General features: G+C 60.8%; 13 protein-coding genes. 6 read left to right on the top strand and 7 right to left on the bottom strand.

Features of this window, described 5'->3' with window-relative positions; all coding sequences use genetic code 11:
- Positions 1-11: 11 nt before the first annotated feature.
- The 3 genes from RBH22_RS07615 to RBH22_RS07605 form a co-directional block, all read right to left on the bottom strand.
- Entirely contained in the window at positions 12-1,301 is a 1,290-nt protein-coding gene (locus RBH22_RS07615; RefSeq protein ID WP_306677072.1) for a transposase, read from the bottom strand.
- The gene (tnpA, locus tag RBH22_RS07610) at positions 1,298-1,687 is read right to left on the bottom strand and encodes an IS200/IS605 family transposase (protein WP_256290162.1); all 390 of its coding nucleotides are present in this window, start codon (positions 1,685-1,687) and stop codon (positions 1,298-1,300) included. The genes RBH22_RS07615 and tnpA overlap by 4 nt, the downstream gene beginning before the upstream one ends.
- A gap of 192 nt (positions 1,688-1,879) precedes the next feature.
- Complete coding sequence (locus RBH22_RS07605) at positions 1,880-5,023, bottom strand: right-handed parallel beta-helix repeat-containing protein (protein WP_306677071.1); 3,144 nt, start codon at positions 5,021-5,023, stop codon at positions 1,880-1,882.
- A gap of 207 nt (positions 5,024-5,230) precedes the next feature.
- Between RBH22_RS07605 and RBH22_RS07600 the strand changes: the two genes are divergently transcribed.
- From RBH22_RS07600 to RBH22_RS07590, 3 genes are all read left to right on the top strand, one after another.
- Positions 5,231-6,556, top strand: a complete 1,326-nt coding sequence (locus tag RBH22_RS07600) for a CoA-binding protein (protein WP_306677070.1) — start codon at positions 5,231-5,233, stop codon at positions 6,554-6,556.
- A 347-nt stretch (positions 6,557-6,903) separates the two neighbouring features.
- On the top strand, positions 6,904-7,848 hold the full coding sequence (locus RBH22_RS07595; protein WP_306677069.1) for a hypothetical protein: 945 nt from the start codon (positions 6,904-6,906) through the stop codon (positions 7,846-7,848).
- Positions 7,849-8,197: 349 nt separating this feature from the next.
- On the top strand, positions 8,198-8,821 hold the full coding sequence (locus tag RBH22_RS07590; protein ID WP_306677068.1) for a helix-turn-helix domain-containing protein: 624 nt from the start codon (positions 8,198-8,200) through the stop codon (positions 8,819-8,821).
- Between the two features lie 42 nt (positions 8,822-8,863).
- Here RBH22_RS07590 and RBH22_RS07585 read toward each other — a convergent pair whose 3' ends face one another.
- The 3 genes from RBH22_RS07585 to RBH22_RS07575 all read right to left on the bottom strand — a co-directional run bounded on the left by RBH22_RS07585 (position 8,864) and on the right by RBH22_RS07575 (position 10,365).
- Positions 8,864-9,043 carry a hypothetical protein gene (locus RBH22_RS07585; RefSeq protein ID WP_121569611.1) on the bottom strand — a complete coding sequence of 60 codons (180 nt, stop codon included), beginning with the start codon at positions 9,041-9,043 and terminating at the stop codon, positions 8,864-8,866.
- Positions 9,044-9,322: 279 nt separating this feature from the next.
- Positions 9,323-9,775: a hypothetical protein gene (locus tag RBH22_RS07580; protein WP_306677067.1), complete on the bottom strand. Its 453-nt coding sequence runs from the start codon at positions 9,773-9,775 to the stop codon at positions 9,323-9,325.
- Complete coding sequence (locus tag RBH22_RS07575; RefSeq protein WP_306677066.1) at positions 9,772-10,365, bottom strand: hypothetical protein; 594 nt, start codon at positions 10,363-10,365, stop codon at positions 9,772-9,774. Before RBH22_RS07575 ends, RBH22_RS07580 begins: the two co-directional genes overlap by 4 nt.
- A 484-nt stretch (positions 10,366-10,849) precedes the next feature.
- On the opposite strand from RBH22_RS07575, the gene RBH22_RS07570 reads away from it, so the two are divergent.
- Both RBH22_RS07570 and RBH22_RS07565 read left to right on the top strand, forming a co-directional pair.
- A complete protein-coding gene (locus tag RBH22_RS07570; RefSeq protein ID WP_306677065.1) occupies positions 10,850-11,494 on the top strand; it encodes a hypothetical protein in 645 nt (214 codons plus the stop codon).
- Positions 11,495-11,978: 484 nt separating this feature from the next.
- A complete protein-coding gene (locus RBH22_RS07565) occupies positions 11,979-13,139 on the top strand; it encodes a signal peptidase I (protein WP_306677064.1) in 1,161 nt (386 codons plus the stop codon).
- A 27-nt stretch (positions 13,140-13,166) separates the two neighbouring features.
- Here RBH22_RS07565 and RBH22_RS07560 read toward each other — a convergent pair whose 3' ends face one another.
- The gene (locus tag RBH22_RS07560) at positions 13,167-13,481 is read right to left on the bottom strand and encodes a hypothetical protein (RefSeq protein WP_121569607.1); all 315 of its coding nucleotides are present in this window, start codon (positions 13,479-13,481) and stop codon (positions 13,167-13,169) included.
- Between the two features lie 275 nt (positions 13,482-13,756).
- Here RBH22_RS07560 and RBH22_RS07555 point away from each other — a divergent pair, with 275 nt between their 5' ends.
- Entirely contained in the window at positions 13,757-14,875 is a 1,119-nt protein-coding gene (locus RBH22_RS07555) for a DUF5305 domain-containing protein (protein WP_306677063.1), read from the top strand.
- Positions 14,876-15,199 lie beyond the last annotated feature (324 nt).

The raw sequence follows: 15,199 nt of genomic DNA, 5'->3' as shown, positions 1-15,199 counted from the left end.
GCCCTACGGTTTCAAGACGCATACGTTCCACGCTTCACTTGCTGGGTTTCAGCATCCGTGTGGCTGTCTTGTGGGGCGGTCAAACGCCCCCCATCCTCAGCCGAGTCATCGTCGTTCTCGTGTTCTTTGAAACGACTCTCTCCGCTGAGGTAGCGGTCTGCGATGTTCACCGCTCCGTTCACGTCCGCTTGGTACTCGCCCATCCAGCACGCATCGTTCGTACACTTGAACGTCGCCTGTTGTGGGCGGTATCCTACCCCACCGCACGCATGGCACTCTTTCGAGGTGTTTCGCGGGTTCACCGTCTCGACGGGGATACCCTTCTCGACGGCCTTGTAGCGTATCTGCGCGTGGAGTTTGGCGAATCCCCATCCGTGGAGACGACGGTTCATATACGCGCCGTAGTCCATATTCTCCCGTATGTACGTCAGGTCTTCCAGAACAAGAACGGGATTCTCAACGGACTCGGCGTACTCCACGACTTCGCGGGTGACGCGGTGGAACACGTCGTCTATCTGGTTCCACAGGTCGTCACCGAAGGACTCCGCGATACGCTCGCTTCCGCGAGTCTGAAGTCGCCTCCTGGCGGTGAAGTAGGTCTTGCGAAGCCGACGAACAGTCTTGCCCTCGTCGGCCCACAGTTCGGGAGCGGTCGGAGAACCGTACCTGTCACGGTGACACACCGTGACAAGACTCGCTTCTCCAATGTCCACGCCTATCGGCGTCCTGTCGAGCCCAGCGAGACAGGGCTCGCCAGACTCGTCTGGCGGCGTCCGCTCGTCGGCGGACGCCTCAGATTGCTCGGCCACGTCGCGGGTAGCGGTGACGTGGAGATACCACGTTCCGTTCCGCTCGAAGAGCCGACTCTCACCCATTTCGGCGTCGTCTGCGTACAACGCTTCAAGCCACTCCCGCTGGTCGGGATTGGCGCGTGCCGGAATCCAGAGGTGGTAATCCTCGTGGTGCGGGACTTTGACGTACCACTCGATAGCGTTCTGTGGCTGGTGGTCGAGTTGCAGTCCCTCGTTGGTGAACCGTACCGGGTGGTCATCGTGCAGTTCGTCGGCGTTGTAGCTGTTCCCACAGAGCTGTGGGACGTACTTCTTGAGGGCGTTTTTGGCGTAGCCGCTCAGGTCGTACTCGACAACCACGTCGTTGGCGGCTGACTGTGTGTCACAGTCAGCGGCGAAGGCGGCCTGAAGCGCCTGCTGGTAGGCGTCCCGCGTCTCACGAAGCTTCTGTCGCTTGTGGACGTTCGGGTCCACAAGCTTCAGTTCGAGCGTTTTCGTGAGTTCGGTCACGCTTGGGCCTCCTTGTGTCGGTTGATGTAGTTCTCGACAGTTTCGCTGGAGACGTGGCCGGCTGTTCCGGCGTAGTAGCCGCGTGCCCACCGGATTTTCTCGCCGTCGTGGTCGGCGTGGCGGTGGTTGTACTTCCGCGAGGAAATGCCCTTGAACCAGTTGGCGAGCAGTGATGGGCTGTGTTTGGGCGGGCTACTGACGAACAGGTGAACGTGGTCGGGCTGAACAGTCAGGTTTTGAATGTCCAAGCCTTTCTCGTCGGCAATTTCGTGGAGGATGGATTCCACACGGTCGGCAACCTCTCCCGTCAGTACCGCGTTGCGGTACTTCGGGAGCCACACTATGTGGTAGTTGAGGTTGTAGGTTGCGTGCCGTGTGGTCTTCATCCGTGCTACACACTATGGTTATATCATAGCAAATATTTTGTGGAAACGGTGGGGAACCCAGCCCTGCAATAGAACGGTGGACTGTCACACTATGCTGTCCGCTCGACCCCCGCCTGTTCGCTCCTCGGTTCCGACAGAGCGTCGGAACACTCGTCACTCACGGGAAGGCGGGGGTATGCGCTCGTATCTCTATCACCGAACCGCTAACACGTATGCGACACCAGTTAGGAGACCCCACACGAGGCCAGCAGCAAGCCCGACACTGACAAGCGGTCCAGGGCCCAGCAGGCCGCTGACGAGCCAGACGAGAACGCCGGTGGCGGCGAGACCCTGGACCTGCAGTCCACCGACCGGCGGCGACCGATTCCGGAACGTATACGCCATCCCGACGCCACCGAGGAGCAGCGCAGACAGGTACAGCAGCGATCCGAGCAGTCCCCAGAGCGACCCGAGACTGCCGAGGAGCGTCACGTCGGACGGCGTCGGCGACGGCGTCCCGCCGACTGCTGTCGACGTTGCTGTCGGTGTCGTCTCCGACTGCGGTTCAACCGTGACGGCTGTCGCGTTGGCGCTATCGATGCCGAGAGCGTCTTCGACAGCCAATTCGATGCGGAGCCGCTCTGTGGGCATCACGAGACTCCAATCCGGTGCCGACTGGGCAGCTCGTTCAGTCCCGTTGACGACGAAGTGATAGCGGTCCACAGGGAAGCGGTCGGTGCCGCTCGTCGATCCCCCACCAGAGACCCGGACCCGCCGGTCGGGGATAGCACCTGCGGGGGCGTCGATCCGGGGCGTCGGCCGCGCATATCGTGTCCCAGTGGGCTCGGTTCGGAACGGCACGAAGTCGGCCCAGCCCCGTTCCGTCACGACGGCGTTCCCCTCGCCTTCGGGGAGAATCGAGGAGTGATACGGCCCGCGGTCGGAGCCCCAGTAGTTGGATTCCGCGTGCACGGTTCGGACCGGTTCGGTGACGATGCGTGCCGTCGTGTTCGCGGCGATCAGCGGCGCGATATCGACGGTCAGCCCGCGCCGCTGCCCGTACACGTCGTTTCCGACGACCCGAAACGTTTCGTTCGCCGTCCCCGTCTTCGGGACCGCGATGCCGGTAGGGAGCGAGTCACCGACCCGCCGAATTGTCACCGCGCTCGCTTCCGCAGCGCGCGCTTCGCTCTCGCCGTCGCTCCGCAGGACGACGACAGTGTCGTCCCAGAGCCGAGCGATCGTGAGTTCCTGATTCAACGTCGGGTTGGCGACGAGGTCCGAGAGCGATATCTCCGCGTTCGCCTGATTCACGACGACGCCGCTGGCGCCTTCGGTGACGTACACTCCCGTCCCCGGGGTGACTCCTCGGAGAGGGACGGCGTCGGTGAACGCATTCGTGTTGAAGACGACATCGTTGTCTCGGATGGTCGTCCGGACCAGTCCCCGGACCACGATGCCGTACGTGTTGGCACCCACGACGTTGTCCGTGAGCGTGAGAGCGCCCCGGTGGGTGATCGGACTCGATACGAGGAGACCGGCGCCGCCGTTGTTCGCGAGTCGGTTCTCGTCGATGTCGACGTCGTGTACGAGGAGGTTACTTTGGACCGCGAGCCCGTGGCCATCACCGTCGACGAGTGTGTTGTTGCGGACCGTGAGGTCGCGGACGGCGGCCTGGGTTCGAAGCGTGACACCGTCGCCGCCGCTCGATCTGACGTCGTTGCGGGCGATTCGCAGATCTGCGGCGAGCGTGCCATCGAGCGCCAGTCCGTCGTCGCCGTTGGCCGCGATCCGATTGTCTAAGATGTCCCCCCGTCGGACGATCCAATTCGAGAGGTGGATCCCGTCACGACCGTTCGCGCGGACGGTGTTGTTCGCGAGGTGAAGCCGCACTTCGAGCGTTCGCGTCGTGACGTCGATGCCGTGGCGGTCGTTGTCCGTGAGGTGGTTGCGTCGAAGCGTGACGTTCGCCTCCCTGCGGATTCGCGTACCCGACTGCCGGATTTTGATGCCGGTTTCGCTGCCGCTGATGTGGTTCTCGTAGCCCGTAACCTTCGCTCGCGATAACGTTTCGACGTAGATCCCGTCGGCGGACGCCGCAATGTCGTTGTACCAGAAGGCGCTCTCGCTGTCTTTCGCCCGGACCGCGATCCCGTCGCCGCCTACCTGTGCGACGTCGTTGTCGACGGCCCGCAGTCTCGTGACGCGATCGGCGGCGACAAACAGACCCGTGCCCGCGATATCGCGGAACTGCGACTGTCGGACGGTGAGGCGACGAACGTGCGTCGTCGCCGATCCCGAAGACCGAACGGGCGACGTCACCCCGCCAACGACGTATGCGGCCTGCACGCCATCCGAGAGCTGAGAGACGCCATCGTGAAAGAGCCGGACGTCGACGGGATAGATACCACGCGTCTGCGGATTCACGGCGCCGCCGTATTCGACCGTGAGACGTCCATCACTCGGGATTCGGAACGTGCGGTTGAGCGCGATCCGAACGTCGCCGCCGGTCGTCGAGACGTTCTGCACGTAGTCGATGTACGATCGATCGATCGTCCCGTTGCGGTTACGGTCGAGGCCGATTCGGTCGAGCGTCTCTCGCTCGACTCCCGCAACGGTGTCGGCGGACGAATACTCGAGTCGGATGGTGTCGAACGCGACGCCGACTCCCGGGTGGAGCGATAGCGTGTGATCCGACTGTTCCGTCCGCTCGTCCGGGACGGCAGTGAGCGAGGCGCGGTCGGTCGCGCCGAACGACGGACTGGCACTGATCGCGTGGCCCTCTACGTCCTCGAAGGTCGAACGGTGGATCGTGACCTCCGGTGTTGCCCCTATCTCACCGACCGAAACGGCCGCCGTCTCGAAGTCCCGCATCGTCGAATCCACGATTTTGATCGATCCCGCACTGCTCGCGACGGTGACGCCGTGCACTCCGCCAGTGAGCGTCGCGTTGCGGACCACGAATCGGGAGTCGTCGCTGCCGTTGTACCGGATGCTCTCCCACCGGCGGTCGGGAGACGCCCCTTCACTTCTGGAGATGGTCACGGGGCGCGCTTCCGTTCCGGTCGCGTTGAGCGACCCGCTCACGGTGAGTGTAATCTGTTCAGCGAGCTGTACCCTCGTCCCCGGTTCCAGCGTCAACGTCGCGCCGGGTTCGACGCGAATATCCTGGATAATTCGGTAGGGACCCCCCTCGGGAGTCCACGTCGTGTCCGTCGTGATCGTCGATTCGACGAACGTCACGTCTTCCTCGGGTGTTGTAGCACCTACGGGTCCGACTATAAGAGAAGCGACCAGTGCCGCAGCGAGGAGAGCAGTCAGCGTCGTGTGGAGCCCGGAAGCCTTCGAGGAGTTCATTTCACAAATAAGAGATACCTAACCTCAGTAGCCTCTGGATAAAAAACGTATGGTGGTCGGCCGACGCGAGCTTGTTGTTGTGCTCTCCACGACGTCCACTCGAAAAGTCGGCAGACCGCGCCGACGTGAAACTCCATCGAATAATCACTAAAAATCAATTACGGTCTTTTCGAAATTTATATCTCAATCTTAGACTCGTGTGTAGGTATGGGAATCTCAGACTTACTCGATCCGTCCGGCATCGCGGTCATCGGCGCGTCTGCGACGCCAGGCAAACTGGGTAACGACGCGATGGCGAACGCGAAGGAGTTCGACGGCCCGGTCTACCCGGTCAATCCGAAAGGTGAGGGTGAGGTCTACGGGTACGAGTTCGTCGACTCGGTCGCAGATACTGATGCAGATCTGGCGCTCTGCTGTGTCCCCGCGCCCGCCACACCCGGCGTCATCGAGGACTGTGGAAAGGCGGGCGTCGGTGCCGCGGTCGTCTTCGCCGGTGGGTTCGCCGAAGCCGACGAGGCCGGCAAGCAGCGACAAGAGGAGATCCGCCAGATCGCCGAGGAGTACGACATCGCGGTTCTCGGCCCCAACACGGCCGGCCACATCATTCCGCACAAGAACATCTTCAGTTCGTTCGTCCCCGGCTTCGACGAGATCGAGACGGGCGAGGTCGCCATCGTCGCCCAGAGTGGCGGCGTGGGCGTGACCTCGACGTTCCAGCTCGAGCGGGAGGGCTACGGCATCTCCGGGATGTACGGTCTCGGGAACCGCGTGAACACCGACTTCGACGATATCATTCCGATGCTCGACGAGGACCCCCAGACGAAGGCGATCGGCCTCCACATCGAGGGGACCTCCGAGATCGATCAGTTCGAGACCGTCGTGGAAGACGCCGATACGCCGATCGTCGCGCTCAAGTCGGGCAACCGGATGCACGAGTTCGTCCAGTCGCACACGGCGGCCCCGAACCAGGACTACGAGCGTTACGAGGAGATCCTCACCAACAACGGCGGCGTGATGGCCGACTCCGTGACCGAACTCCTCGACGCGAGCCGCGTCCTGGGAAAGTCGCCCGTTCCGGACGGCCCGAACGTCGGGATCGTCACGGCGCAGGCCGGCCCCGGGATTATGATGGCCGACTACCTCGCCGACCAAGGCGTCAACTTCCCGGAACTGACCGACGAGACCCACGAGAAACTCGACGATCTGCTCCTCGGATTCACCTACGATCAGAACCCCGTCGACACGGGGCGTCCGATGCCGCAGTTCGGCGAGGTCATCGACGCGGTCGCCCGCGACGACAACGTCGACATCGTCCTCGTATACGAGATCTTCGAGCACTCGCTCGGCTATCCGGTCGAAGAACTCGAACAGCTCAGAGAAGACCTCGACAAGCCGATCGTCTTCACGGTCGCTGGACCGTACGACGCGCTCGAACCTGACCGCAAGCGGATGGAAGACCTCGGCATCCCGACGTTCGACGCCCCCGAACGCGGTGCGTACGCCACGTCGGTCCTCGTCGACTCGATCCGCTAGGCTCTTGGGCCCCGCGGCCACGGCCTTCTCGACGTGGTCGGTCCCCTCACCGGGGTCGGTCGACAGGGACGCACTCGTCACGTCGGTGGCGTCGGCTCACCGACTGCGGGGCGATCGACCCACGTGTCGACGTCCCGCTGAGGGACTACCTTCGCGACTGTAACGACGCTTTCCGTGTCTCCGCTTTCTCTGTTGCCGAGGCGGCTCTCCTCGTACGGCTGTCAGCCGATCTATTTATACTTCAAGCGAGTGCTTCAGAATCATATAATTAACCAGACCATTCTAGACTAGCATCAGTAGATCGTAAGTTCGATGGACTCAAATCCGTCGCGCCGCGTTCGTTCCCTATGGTCCCTACCCGACGGACGCTCCTCCAGACCGCCGGTGCAGTTTCAGTGGGCGCCCTCGCAGGCTGTTCGACGGCAGACTCGATCGGCGCCGACGACCCGGCACGAACGTACACGCTCGACGTCGACCGTGTCGAAGCCACCCCTACGGAATATGCGCTCTACGAGCCCGACGACGGGGCGTTGTTCGGCGATCCGGCACGGGCCGCACTAGATCGTATCCTCCCGGACGGCCGCTATACGACCTACGGGTACGAACCGCTCCCGGACGACGCCTACGTGGAGTACGACGGATCGTACTATCAGACGGAACAGGTCGTGACCGGGCGCAAAGAACTGTCCCGCCCGCTCGTGCGCGTCGAGTCCGTACCGTCCGAAGACGTCCCCGAAAGCGCAATCCTGATCGACTCGCTCGAACAGCCCAGCGCGCGGGTGCTCAAGATCCTCCACAGTTACACACAGACCGGCGGCGAGACCAGCACGGCGGAGTTACTGCGCGACGACGCCTACGTGCTTCGCCGACCAGCCGAACTGGAGAGCCGGCTCGCGACGGGAGCGTTGGACGGCCAGGTCGTCACGATGACCGAGAGCGGGACGTGGGCCTACCGCGTGCACGTGAGCCGTGAGCGCATTATGGAGACCGCATACACGGCGCTGGCAATCGACGTAGCCGATTCACGGGCGGCGTTTCGTGACGTCGTGTTCGGCTCCCGAATCGACGCCGAGTTGACGGAAGACGCGCTCGCTGAAGGCGTCCGAGACCTGCTCGATCAGGCAATTGAACGGGGGAGACACGAAGAGACAACTCCGCTCTCGGCGGACTTCGAGACACTGTTGGATGCCCTCGAACTCGGGGCCGTAGACCGCGCCGCGAACGGACAGTTGTTGTGGTACGACGAGGCGCTGTTCCGATACGGGCTCTACGTCAACGAGGCGGACGAGTAGACTCAGATAATATATTTGTTATATACTAGAATACAATAGTATCTGTCCGAATGGGCGAAGCAGTACATAAATCAGCGTTGAGACGGACAGCGTTTGCAACTGATAACGCACCTCGCACGACGGCGTTGAGACGGGGGCGTGAAGACGTGCAGACGCTACTGTATGACTCCCAGATGGGACGTATTTCGAGAGCCTCCGACAGTTGCCGGAGACGTCCGGTTCGCCAAGCGTCCGATTGATCGAAGAGGACGTCGGAGCGGCGTAACGGACGACTACCGAGAGAACTGGAATTATAACAAGACGAGGAGTGTGCGAAGGTTCATCTATCAGTATGGTCGTCTGTACGAGAGTGCGGGTCCCGCCCGACGAGTTCCTCCTCGCCGACGCACTGAGCGAACGGCCCGACGTCCGAATCGAACTCGAACGGGTGGTGCCGTTTCGCGAACGGACGACGCCCACGCTTTGGATCGCTAGCCAGGACGCGCCGTGGGTAACGCAGGCCGTCGGCGGCGACGAAACCGTTGACGAAGTCGAAGTCCTCGATGCAGTCGACGAGGGGTTAGTACTCCAAGTGGACTGGGCCGCGACTTCGACACCGTTTCTCGACGTGATCGCCGAGGCGGACGCGACGTGTCTCAAGGGGATCGGCACCGCAGACGGCTGGTCGCTGACGCTCCGTTACCCGACTCACGAGGCGTTCACCGCCTCGTATCACCGCTGTAGCGACGAGGACATCGAGTTCTCCGTCGAGAGCGTCCGGAGTTCCGCCGGCATCGCCGACTACGGCGTCGAATCGATGCTCACCGAACCACAGCGCGAGGCCCTGAACGAGGCGCTCGCCTGCGGATACTTCGACGTCCCGCGGGGCGCGACGCTTCAGACGCTGGCGGACCGACTGGGCATCTCAGATACGGCCGCCTCCCAGCGCCTGCGGCGAGGGATACAAAAAGTGCTCTCGGAACAGCTCAGGTGAGTCGCCGTCTCATCGCCGGGGTAGGAGCTTCGCGCGGCGCGCTCACCGCGTGGTCGCCAACGCGACGTAGGACCCTTCCTCGGCCGTGATCCAGGCCGTGGTCTGGCCACCTTCGGGGGGGTCGACCGGGTGGATCGTGCACTCGCTCGGCTTGTGTTCGTATTCGACCACCGTCGCACGGAGAGGAGTGAGCCCCTCATCGAGGTCCCCTTTCGATGACATCTCGTCGGTTCATCCGTGGTGACAGGACCTTGTAATATGTCGCATACCCTCATACGGGAGCGGCTACTCGTCGGAGCGTGGTGACAGCCTGCTCCGTTTTGGTTTCCTTTACAGTAGTATACTTGTAATACTGCCCGCCTATCGAAGGAGGGACTACATCAAGACCGTTCTCAGTTGCTTACAATCCGAATATTCTGGGTTTTCAACGCCTGATCATAGCGTTTCCGGATCGCATTGGAACCGGACGCGCCTGCGGTTGGTAAGGTCATATTACTGAATTCACGTCGTTTCGTTCGTCGGCTCTTCAGTCGTTAAGCTCGTATTACTGCAGGGGACGCTTCGGTTCAGAGACACGCGCACGCCGCTTCCGGAGGCGTCGATCGCGACGGCGTCGCCGCAGGAGACGTTCGCGAACGTGTGGGAGCTGGTTTCGCCCGGGGCGAGCGAGCCGCTGCTGGCGAGGTCGACCGCGGTGCCATCGACGGTGGTCTCGACTTCCGTGAGATCAGTCCCCGCAGCGAACTGATTTGCGACCGTCACTTCGAGATCAGCGGTACCGTTGCTCGCATTTGTGGTCGTGCGCTGGAGGCCGAGGTAGGCGTCCTCGTCGTCGACGACCTGGACCTGAACACCCCGGTCTGCGTGTACCGAGCTGTACGCCGCGGTGTTGGAAACGAGCGCGAGCGAGGCGAGCAGCGCGGCCACGAGCACTACCTGGCGACGGTCGATCATCCCTCGTCCACCTCCGGCGGCTTCTCGCGTGCGCCCAGTCGCATCCGGTAGTAGTTGTCGTAGAAGTGGCCGACCGACGAGATGGTCAGCGCGGTCAGGACGAACACGCTCCAGGTGAACGGTTCGACTAGCGTGAACGGGAACAGCCCGGCCCAGTAGCCGAGCAGACAGAGCCCACAGAAAGCCGAGAGGCCCAGATAGTAGATCCCCCAGGGAATGTCGCCGCCGGTGAGCGAGTCGACGTAGAAATTCGCGTCGGCGGCCTCGTCTGTGAGCGTGACCGTCCCGCGTCGCGCATCGTACTCGATGAACCCGTAGTCGTCCATCTTCGGCAGGTGGAACTGCCGCAGCGCGTTGCGGACGCGCTTTCGTTCCTGATGTGTGAGCGCCTCGATCTCCGTGTCGTTCTCCCAGCTCGCGACCCAGTCGGTGAGTTCGGAAACTGAGACGTGTTCTCCCTCCCGTTGTTTGAGATAGTGAATCGTGAATCGACGGCGTTGATTACTGAGCATTTCGAGCAGCTCGTCGTTCGAGAACTCCGGTCCCCCAACCGACGACAACTGCCCGTTGCTTCGTTGTGCCTTACTCATCCTTCCGTCCCGAGCCGCAACACGTATCCTCCCATTGCCGATCCATCCTTCGGGTCAACTGACTTTCACTTTAGTATAGACTCCACATACCATAGCAAAGGCTCTATGCAGTGTCTACTAAACTAATCATACATTCGATAGTTAATAGCGGGACAAATCCCGGAGTCGTGGCTGCGTCCCCCGTACGTCCACCATAATCGGGAGAGCTATAATAGATACTAAATTGACATAATTAGGTGATTACACGCTCAATAGCGTTCAGCGTCGAAATCACGGCTGAACAGCCCACAAAGAGACCCCCAGAAAGTGTCAAACACTCTCCTCGAAATCCGCGGGGTCTCTTTCCCGGATCCACTGGTCGTATATTCCAAAGTGGGTAGCACCTGATGGATTGGATACGCGCCGCGGCGGACGACAGTGTGACGGGCGGTGCCGACGTCGTCGACGTCTGCAGGTGGGCGCGTGCAAACGAGGTCGAAAACCAATGCAACGACGCAAATTCGTAGTCGGACTCGGATCGCTCGCCGCCGGTGGGGCGGCTGCAATGGGTACAGGTGCGTTTACTACCGTAGAATCAGAGAGATATACCTCAGTCGGTACGTCTGGTGACGCCCAGGCATTTCTTGCGCTTGAGGGGAATAGTGGAGGTAATTCGGGATACATCAAAGATGACGGTACCGGAGATGGAGAGCTATTGATTGATATGAACGGGAATTCAAAGCCTGATGGAAATGGGTTCCCGTTCAACGCAGAATCAACTGTCGACTATCTGTTCAAGATTACGAACAAGGGTACGCAAGCAGTTGGTGTTGACATCCGAAAGATTCCTACCTCCGGAACGGCTCAATCTGCCGGCTTGCACGAACGCGTGGAGTTCTACGCGTCTCCAATTGCAGATACTCCAGTTACAGACCCCTACGACGATAGTCAATCAAACGTTACTAGAATCGACGTAGGACCTAACGATTCTAATGTCGGTTCATCCCGATACGTCGAATTAGGTGTTGGAAACGCCGTTGATGTGAGTATGTATATTGATACTATGGGGTTGTCCCATTCGGATATGCCAAATGGTATTGAGCGACTCATCGGGAATATGGAAGTGAGAGCTGACGCCAACGCAGTGTAACCCGTCGATTAAAAAGAAAGACAAATAGGCTGGTACCGGGATGTGTCAATAAATATACTCCACATTATTAATAATATTTTATTTTCTGTGGATTATTAATACGTATCTTTAATTAACCCCACCGCTACAGTCCGCTCCTGGCCTCGTGTAAATAATCGAGTAGATTTCAGATCTCAGCAATAAGAAAGTTTACCAACTCTACCTACTACGAATCTGGGTCGGAAGTACACTTAGCGACGGCGATGATTGTCGCTACCGCCAAAGGAGATATCTCGAACCTCTTGTCCGACACAACGAGTCCGTTTGGCGACGGTCGCATATAACGACTTGAACGGTTTGGAGTCGTCGATCACATCAAGCTCCGTTATCACCGCTAAATTCCGTCTGGACATAACTAGTTATTGCAGCGAGAACTCGCAACAACTGGTGAACATTCGATTCAATATCTGTATAACAAAACTCTAATAGGTATCTCCTGCGACTAATGGGACTCCGTAATTTCGGGATGGTCGCAGTCCAACTCGTGGTCGTGCTCGCCGCCCTCTCCCTCGTACTCGGTTCCGTTTTCGGTCAGCCGATATTCCTGAGTTACGTCGAAACTGGAAGTATGTCTCCGACGCTCGAACCGGGGGACGGGTTCATCGCCGTGCCGGCGCAGGTCGATTCCTCGGCGGAGGAGGGTGACGTCGTGGTGTTCCGGGCGGAGGAACTTAACGGGGGAGGCCTGACTACTCACCGAATTGTTGACAATACAGAGCACGGGTTCATCACGAAGGGGGACGCGAATCCGTTCACGGACCAGAGCGACGAAGAACCACCGGTGAAGCGCGCGCAGGTCGTGGCGCAGGCTCTCCAAGTGAACGGCCACGTGGTCGTCATCCCGTATCTCGGGACAGTCGTGGAGGGAACACAGTCAGTCCTTTCAGTCGTCCAGCGCAAGATTGCTATCCTCCTAGGTATATCCGCGCTCCTTGGAACCAAGGGCCTCGCGTATCTGATCTTCGCGGGAGCGGTGCTCTGGTACGTTGTGGGAGAGTGGCGTGCCAAGGACGGCAAGAGACCCGACCGCGTCACGTCGCGGATGACAGGCATCGACAGCCGACTCGTGATGGGTGCGTTCGCAGCGATGCTTGTGGTTGGGGTGACAGCAGCAATGGTCGTACCTGCGGGTACCCAGCAGTACGGGGTCGTGAGCGCAGAGTTCACGTCCGAGCGTCCGAACGTCATTCCGATGGGCGAGTCGAAGAGTCAGCGGTATACGGTCGGGAACAGTGGGTTCCTCCCAGTTGTGACGTATCTTGAGCCCGCGAGCGAGGGTGTTGAGATTCGGCCCCACGAGCTGTACGTAGAGGGACAGAGTGTAGCGAATGCAATAGTAACATTGCACGCACCCGACGAAACGGGCTACTACCGCCGTTTCGTCACCGAACACCGCTATCTCGCGATCCTCCCGCCCAGCGTCATCGACTCACTGTACCGCATCCATCCCTGGGCACCGATCGTCGCCATCGACGCCCTCATCGGGATCCCGTTCTACATCTTCGGCATCACGCTCCTCGGCACCGGACGAATCCGGAACCGCTCGCGCAGCCGTGATCTCTCGACGCTCACTCGCATCCGGCGCGCGATCAGGAACCTCTACTAGCCAAAGGGAACTGTCCCGCCGCGCCGCTCACGTTTTCTTCAGTACCTGGAACTGGTCGCCGTAGATGTCCTGCACCCAGTCGTCGAGGACCGCGTCCAGGCGGCGGTCCGCGGCGGCGAGCTTCGTGCCGTCGCTGATCGCGAGGTGTTGCCACTCCGCTTTTTCGTCGTCGTACCCGAGTGCGTGCGCCGTCTCCCCGACGAGCAGTTTCAGCGCGTAGATGCCCATATCGTTCTTCGCGGGGACGCCGCCGTAGGGCACGACCTCGATCTGTTCGTCTTCCAGTACCGCGAGATCCGGGGGTCGAAGGGGTCGACTCGGAAGTTTCGTAATCGGTTTCATCAGTTCGCCTCCGTGCGACGGGTTCGGGATCCAGGGATAAGGTTATGAACAGCGAATACGCCCGCAAGAGAGGGTCGCTCGAAGTAAGCACGGCGTCGCTCGAAACGGCGGTTCGAGGCTGTTCGGTAAAGACACTGGGCGATTCGGATAGCGTAGTGCTATCGAGAGACGCGGCGTTTCGTCGCGCTCTTTGGGTCCGCTAATCAGCCAGTAAAGACCGTTTGGGACGTTCACGAGCGCCATAACGAAGGGGGAGACACCGGGAGAAATGTTTAATGAGTGAACGATCGCTTCGGGTGCGGGCGTTTCTCGACCAGCAGTTTCTCGTGGTCGTCGTCGCGCTCGTGCTACTCGCCGGACTCGGTGGCTGGGTCACCTACACGACGCACGTCGATCCCGGGACGACCACCGAAGAGCGCCCGGGGCCATCCTGGCGAACGGCCGCGTGGTTCAACCACTCCGCGACAGTTACTGCGGACAACCCGGTGTATCCCGAGGGCACGACGCTCCGCGATCGGTCGATCTACTTCACCGAAGTCACGCCCGTGCTCACAGGGGAGTACGTCTTCACCTACGAGGCGAGCGAGAGCGGAGACCTGGATGGAACGGTCTCGCTCAAACTCATCCAGCGGGGGATCGAAGAAGGCCAGGAGAACACGACCGTCGTCTGGCAGACCTCCAAAGACTTGGAGACGGCATCGGCGGAGTCGCTCGCGCCGGGTGAACGAATGCGCGTGCCGTTCGAGTTAGATATGAACGCGACCGCGAACCGGACCGAACAGATCACCGAACGACTCGGGAATCCTCCCGGCGAGACTCAGGTGCTCGTCCGCGCAGTCGTCGACCTCCAGGGATCGGTGAACAACCAGCAGGTCGAGGACGTTCGGAATTACACGCTCGCAGTCGGACTCCAGGGCGGCACCTACCGACCCACCGAGATGGGGAGTATGACCGACCGGTACGAGTCGACGCAGACGGTGAGGGTCGACCGAACCTACGGGCCACTTCGGAGCTTCGGCGGCCCCGCCCTTCTCCTCGGGTCACTGGTCGCGCTGGGCGGGCTAGCGTACGTGCGAAGCCAGGATCGGATCGAGCTCACCCCGGCAGAGCGAGAACGTCTCGCCTTCGAGGACGACCGCAACGACTTCGACGAGTGGATCTCCGAGATCCAACTCCCCGCGGACGCGTTCGACCTGCCGCGAGCGGAGGCGCAATCGCTGAGCGCGCTCGTGGATTTCGCCATCGACACCGACAACGGCGTCGTCGAAGACCCCGACGAGGAGGCCTACTACGTGGTCCACGACGGCTACCTCTACACGTATCGGCCGCCGGCCGAACCCGACGGAGACCAGTCGGGCGAGGAATCCGATGCAACCGAGGCACCCGAAGAGTAACGAACGGCCAGCGGAGGAGCAGGGACCTCTCCGATCACCCCGAGAGTCGGCAGTCGAGGACCGAGACGCGACGCCCAAATTCTAATCGAAGCGGGTCAGGTCAAGGCGATCTCGGCCAATAGCACAGTCACGTTCTCGCTGAGGAGACAGTCGAAACCCGCAGGAGGCCTGAGAGGAGAGCACTCGAAACTGGAAACTGGGTGTGGCTCTGTTTCTCGTCGCTCCCCGGAGGCATTCGACATCCTCACCAGCGGCTACTACGAGCGGCGCTGTGGGTGCGACGGCAGAGGCTCCTGATGGAGACCGCAAAAAATGGCGTCCGAA

This window comes from Halobellus sp. H-GB7, assembly GCF_030848585.1.
Lineage (GTDB): Archaea > Halobacteriota > Halobacteria > Halobacteriales > Haloferacaceae > Haloquadratum > Haloquadratum inordinatus.
The sequence above is the reverse complement of the archived record's forward strand: the minus strand, read 5'-3'. Positions and strand labels throughout refer to the sequence as shown.

Coding starts and splice junctions, on each gene's coding strand:
- tnpA (WP_256290162.1), bottom strand. CDS start 1,687: ATGAAGACCACACGGCACGCAACCTACAACCTCAACTACCACATAGTG.
- RBH22_RS07605 (WP_306677071.1), bottom strand. CDS start 5,023: ATGAACTCCTCGAAGGCTTCCGGGCTCCACACGACGCTGACTGCTCTC.
- RBH22_RS07560 (WP_121569607.1), bottom strand. CDS start 13,481: ATGAAACCGATTACGAAACTTCCGAGTCGACCCCTTCGACCCCCGGAT.
- RBH22_RS07580 (WP_306677067.1), bottom strand. CDS start 9,775: ATGATCGACCGTCGCCAGGTAGTGCTCGTGGCCGCGCTGCTCGCCTCG.
- RBH22_RS07600 (WP_306677070.1), top strand. CDS start 5,231: ATGGGAATCTCAGACTTACTCGATCCGTCCGGCATCGCGGTCATCGGC.
- RBH22_RS07570 (WP_306677065.1), top strand. CDS start 10,850: ATGCAACGACGCAAATTCGTAGTCGGACTCGGATCGCTCGCCGCCGGT.
- RBH22_RS07585 (WP_121569611.1), bottom strand. CDS start 9,043: ATGTCATCGAAAGGGGACCTCGATGAGGGGCTCACTCCTCTCCGTGCG.
- RBH22_RS07565 (WP_306677064.1), top strand. CDS start 11,979: ATGGGACTCCGTAATTTCGGGATGGTCGCAGTCCAACTCGTGGTCGTG.
- RBH22_RS07595 (WP_306677069.1), top strand. CDS start 6,904: ATGGTCCCTACCCGACGGACGCTCCTCCAGACCGCCGGTGCAGTTTCA.
- RBH22_RS07575 (WP_306677066.1), bottom strand. CDS start 10,365: ATGAGTAAGGCACAACGAAGCAACGGGCAGTTGTCGTCGGTTGGGGGA.
- RBH22_RS07555 (WP_306677063.1), top strand. CDS start 13,757: ATGAGTGAACGATCGCTTCGGGTGCGGGCGTTTCTCGACCAGCAGTTT.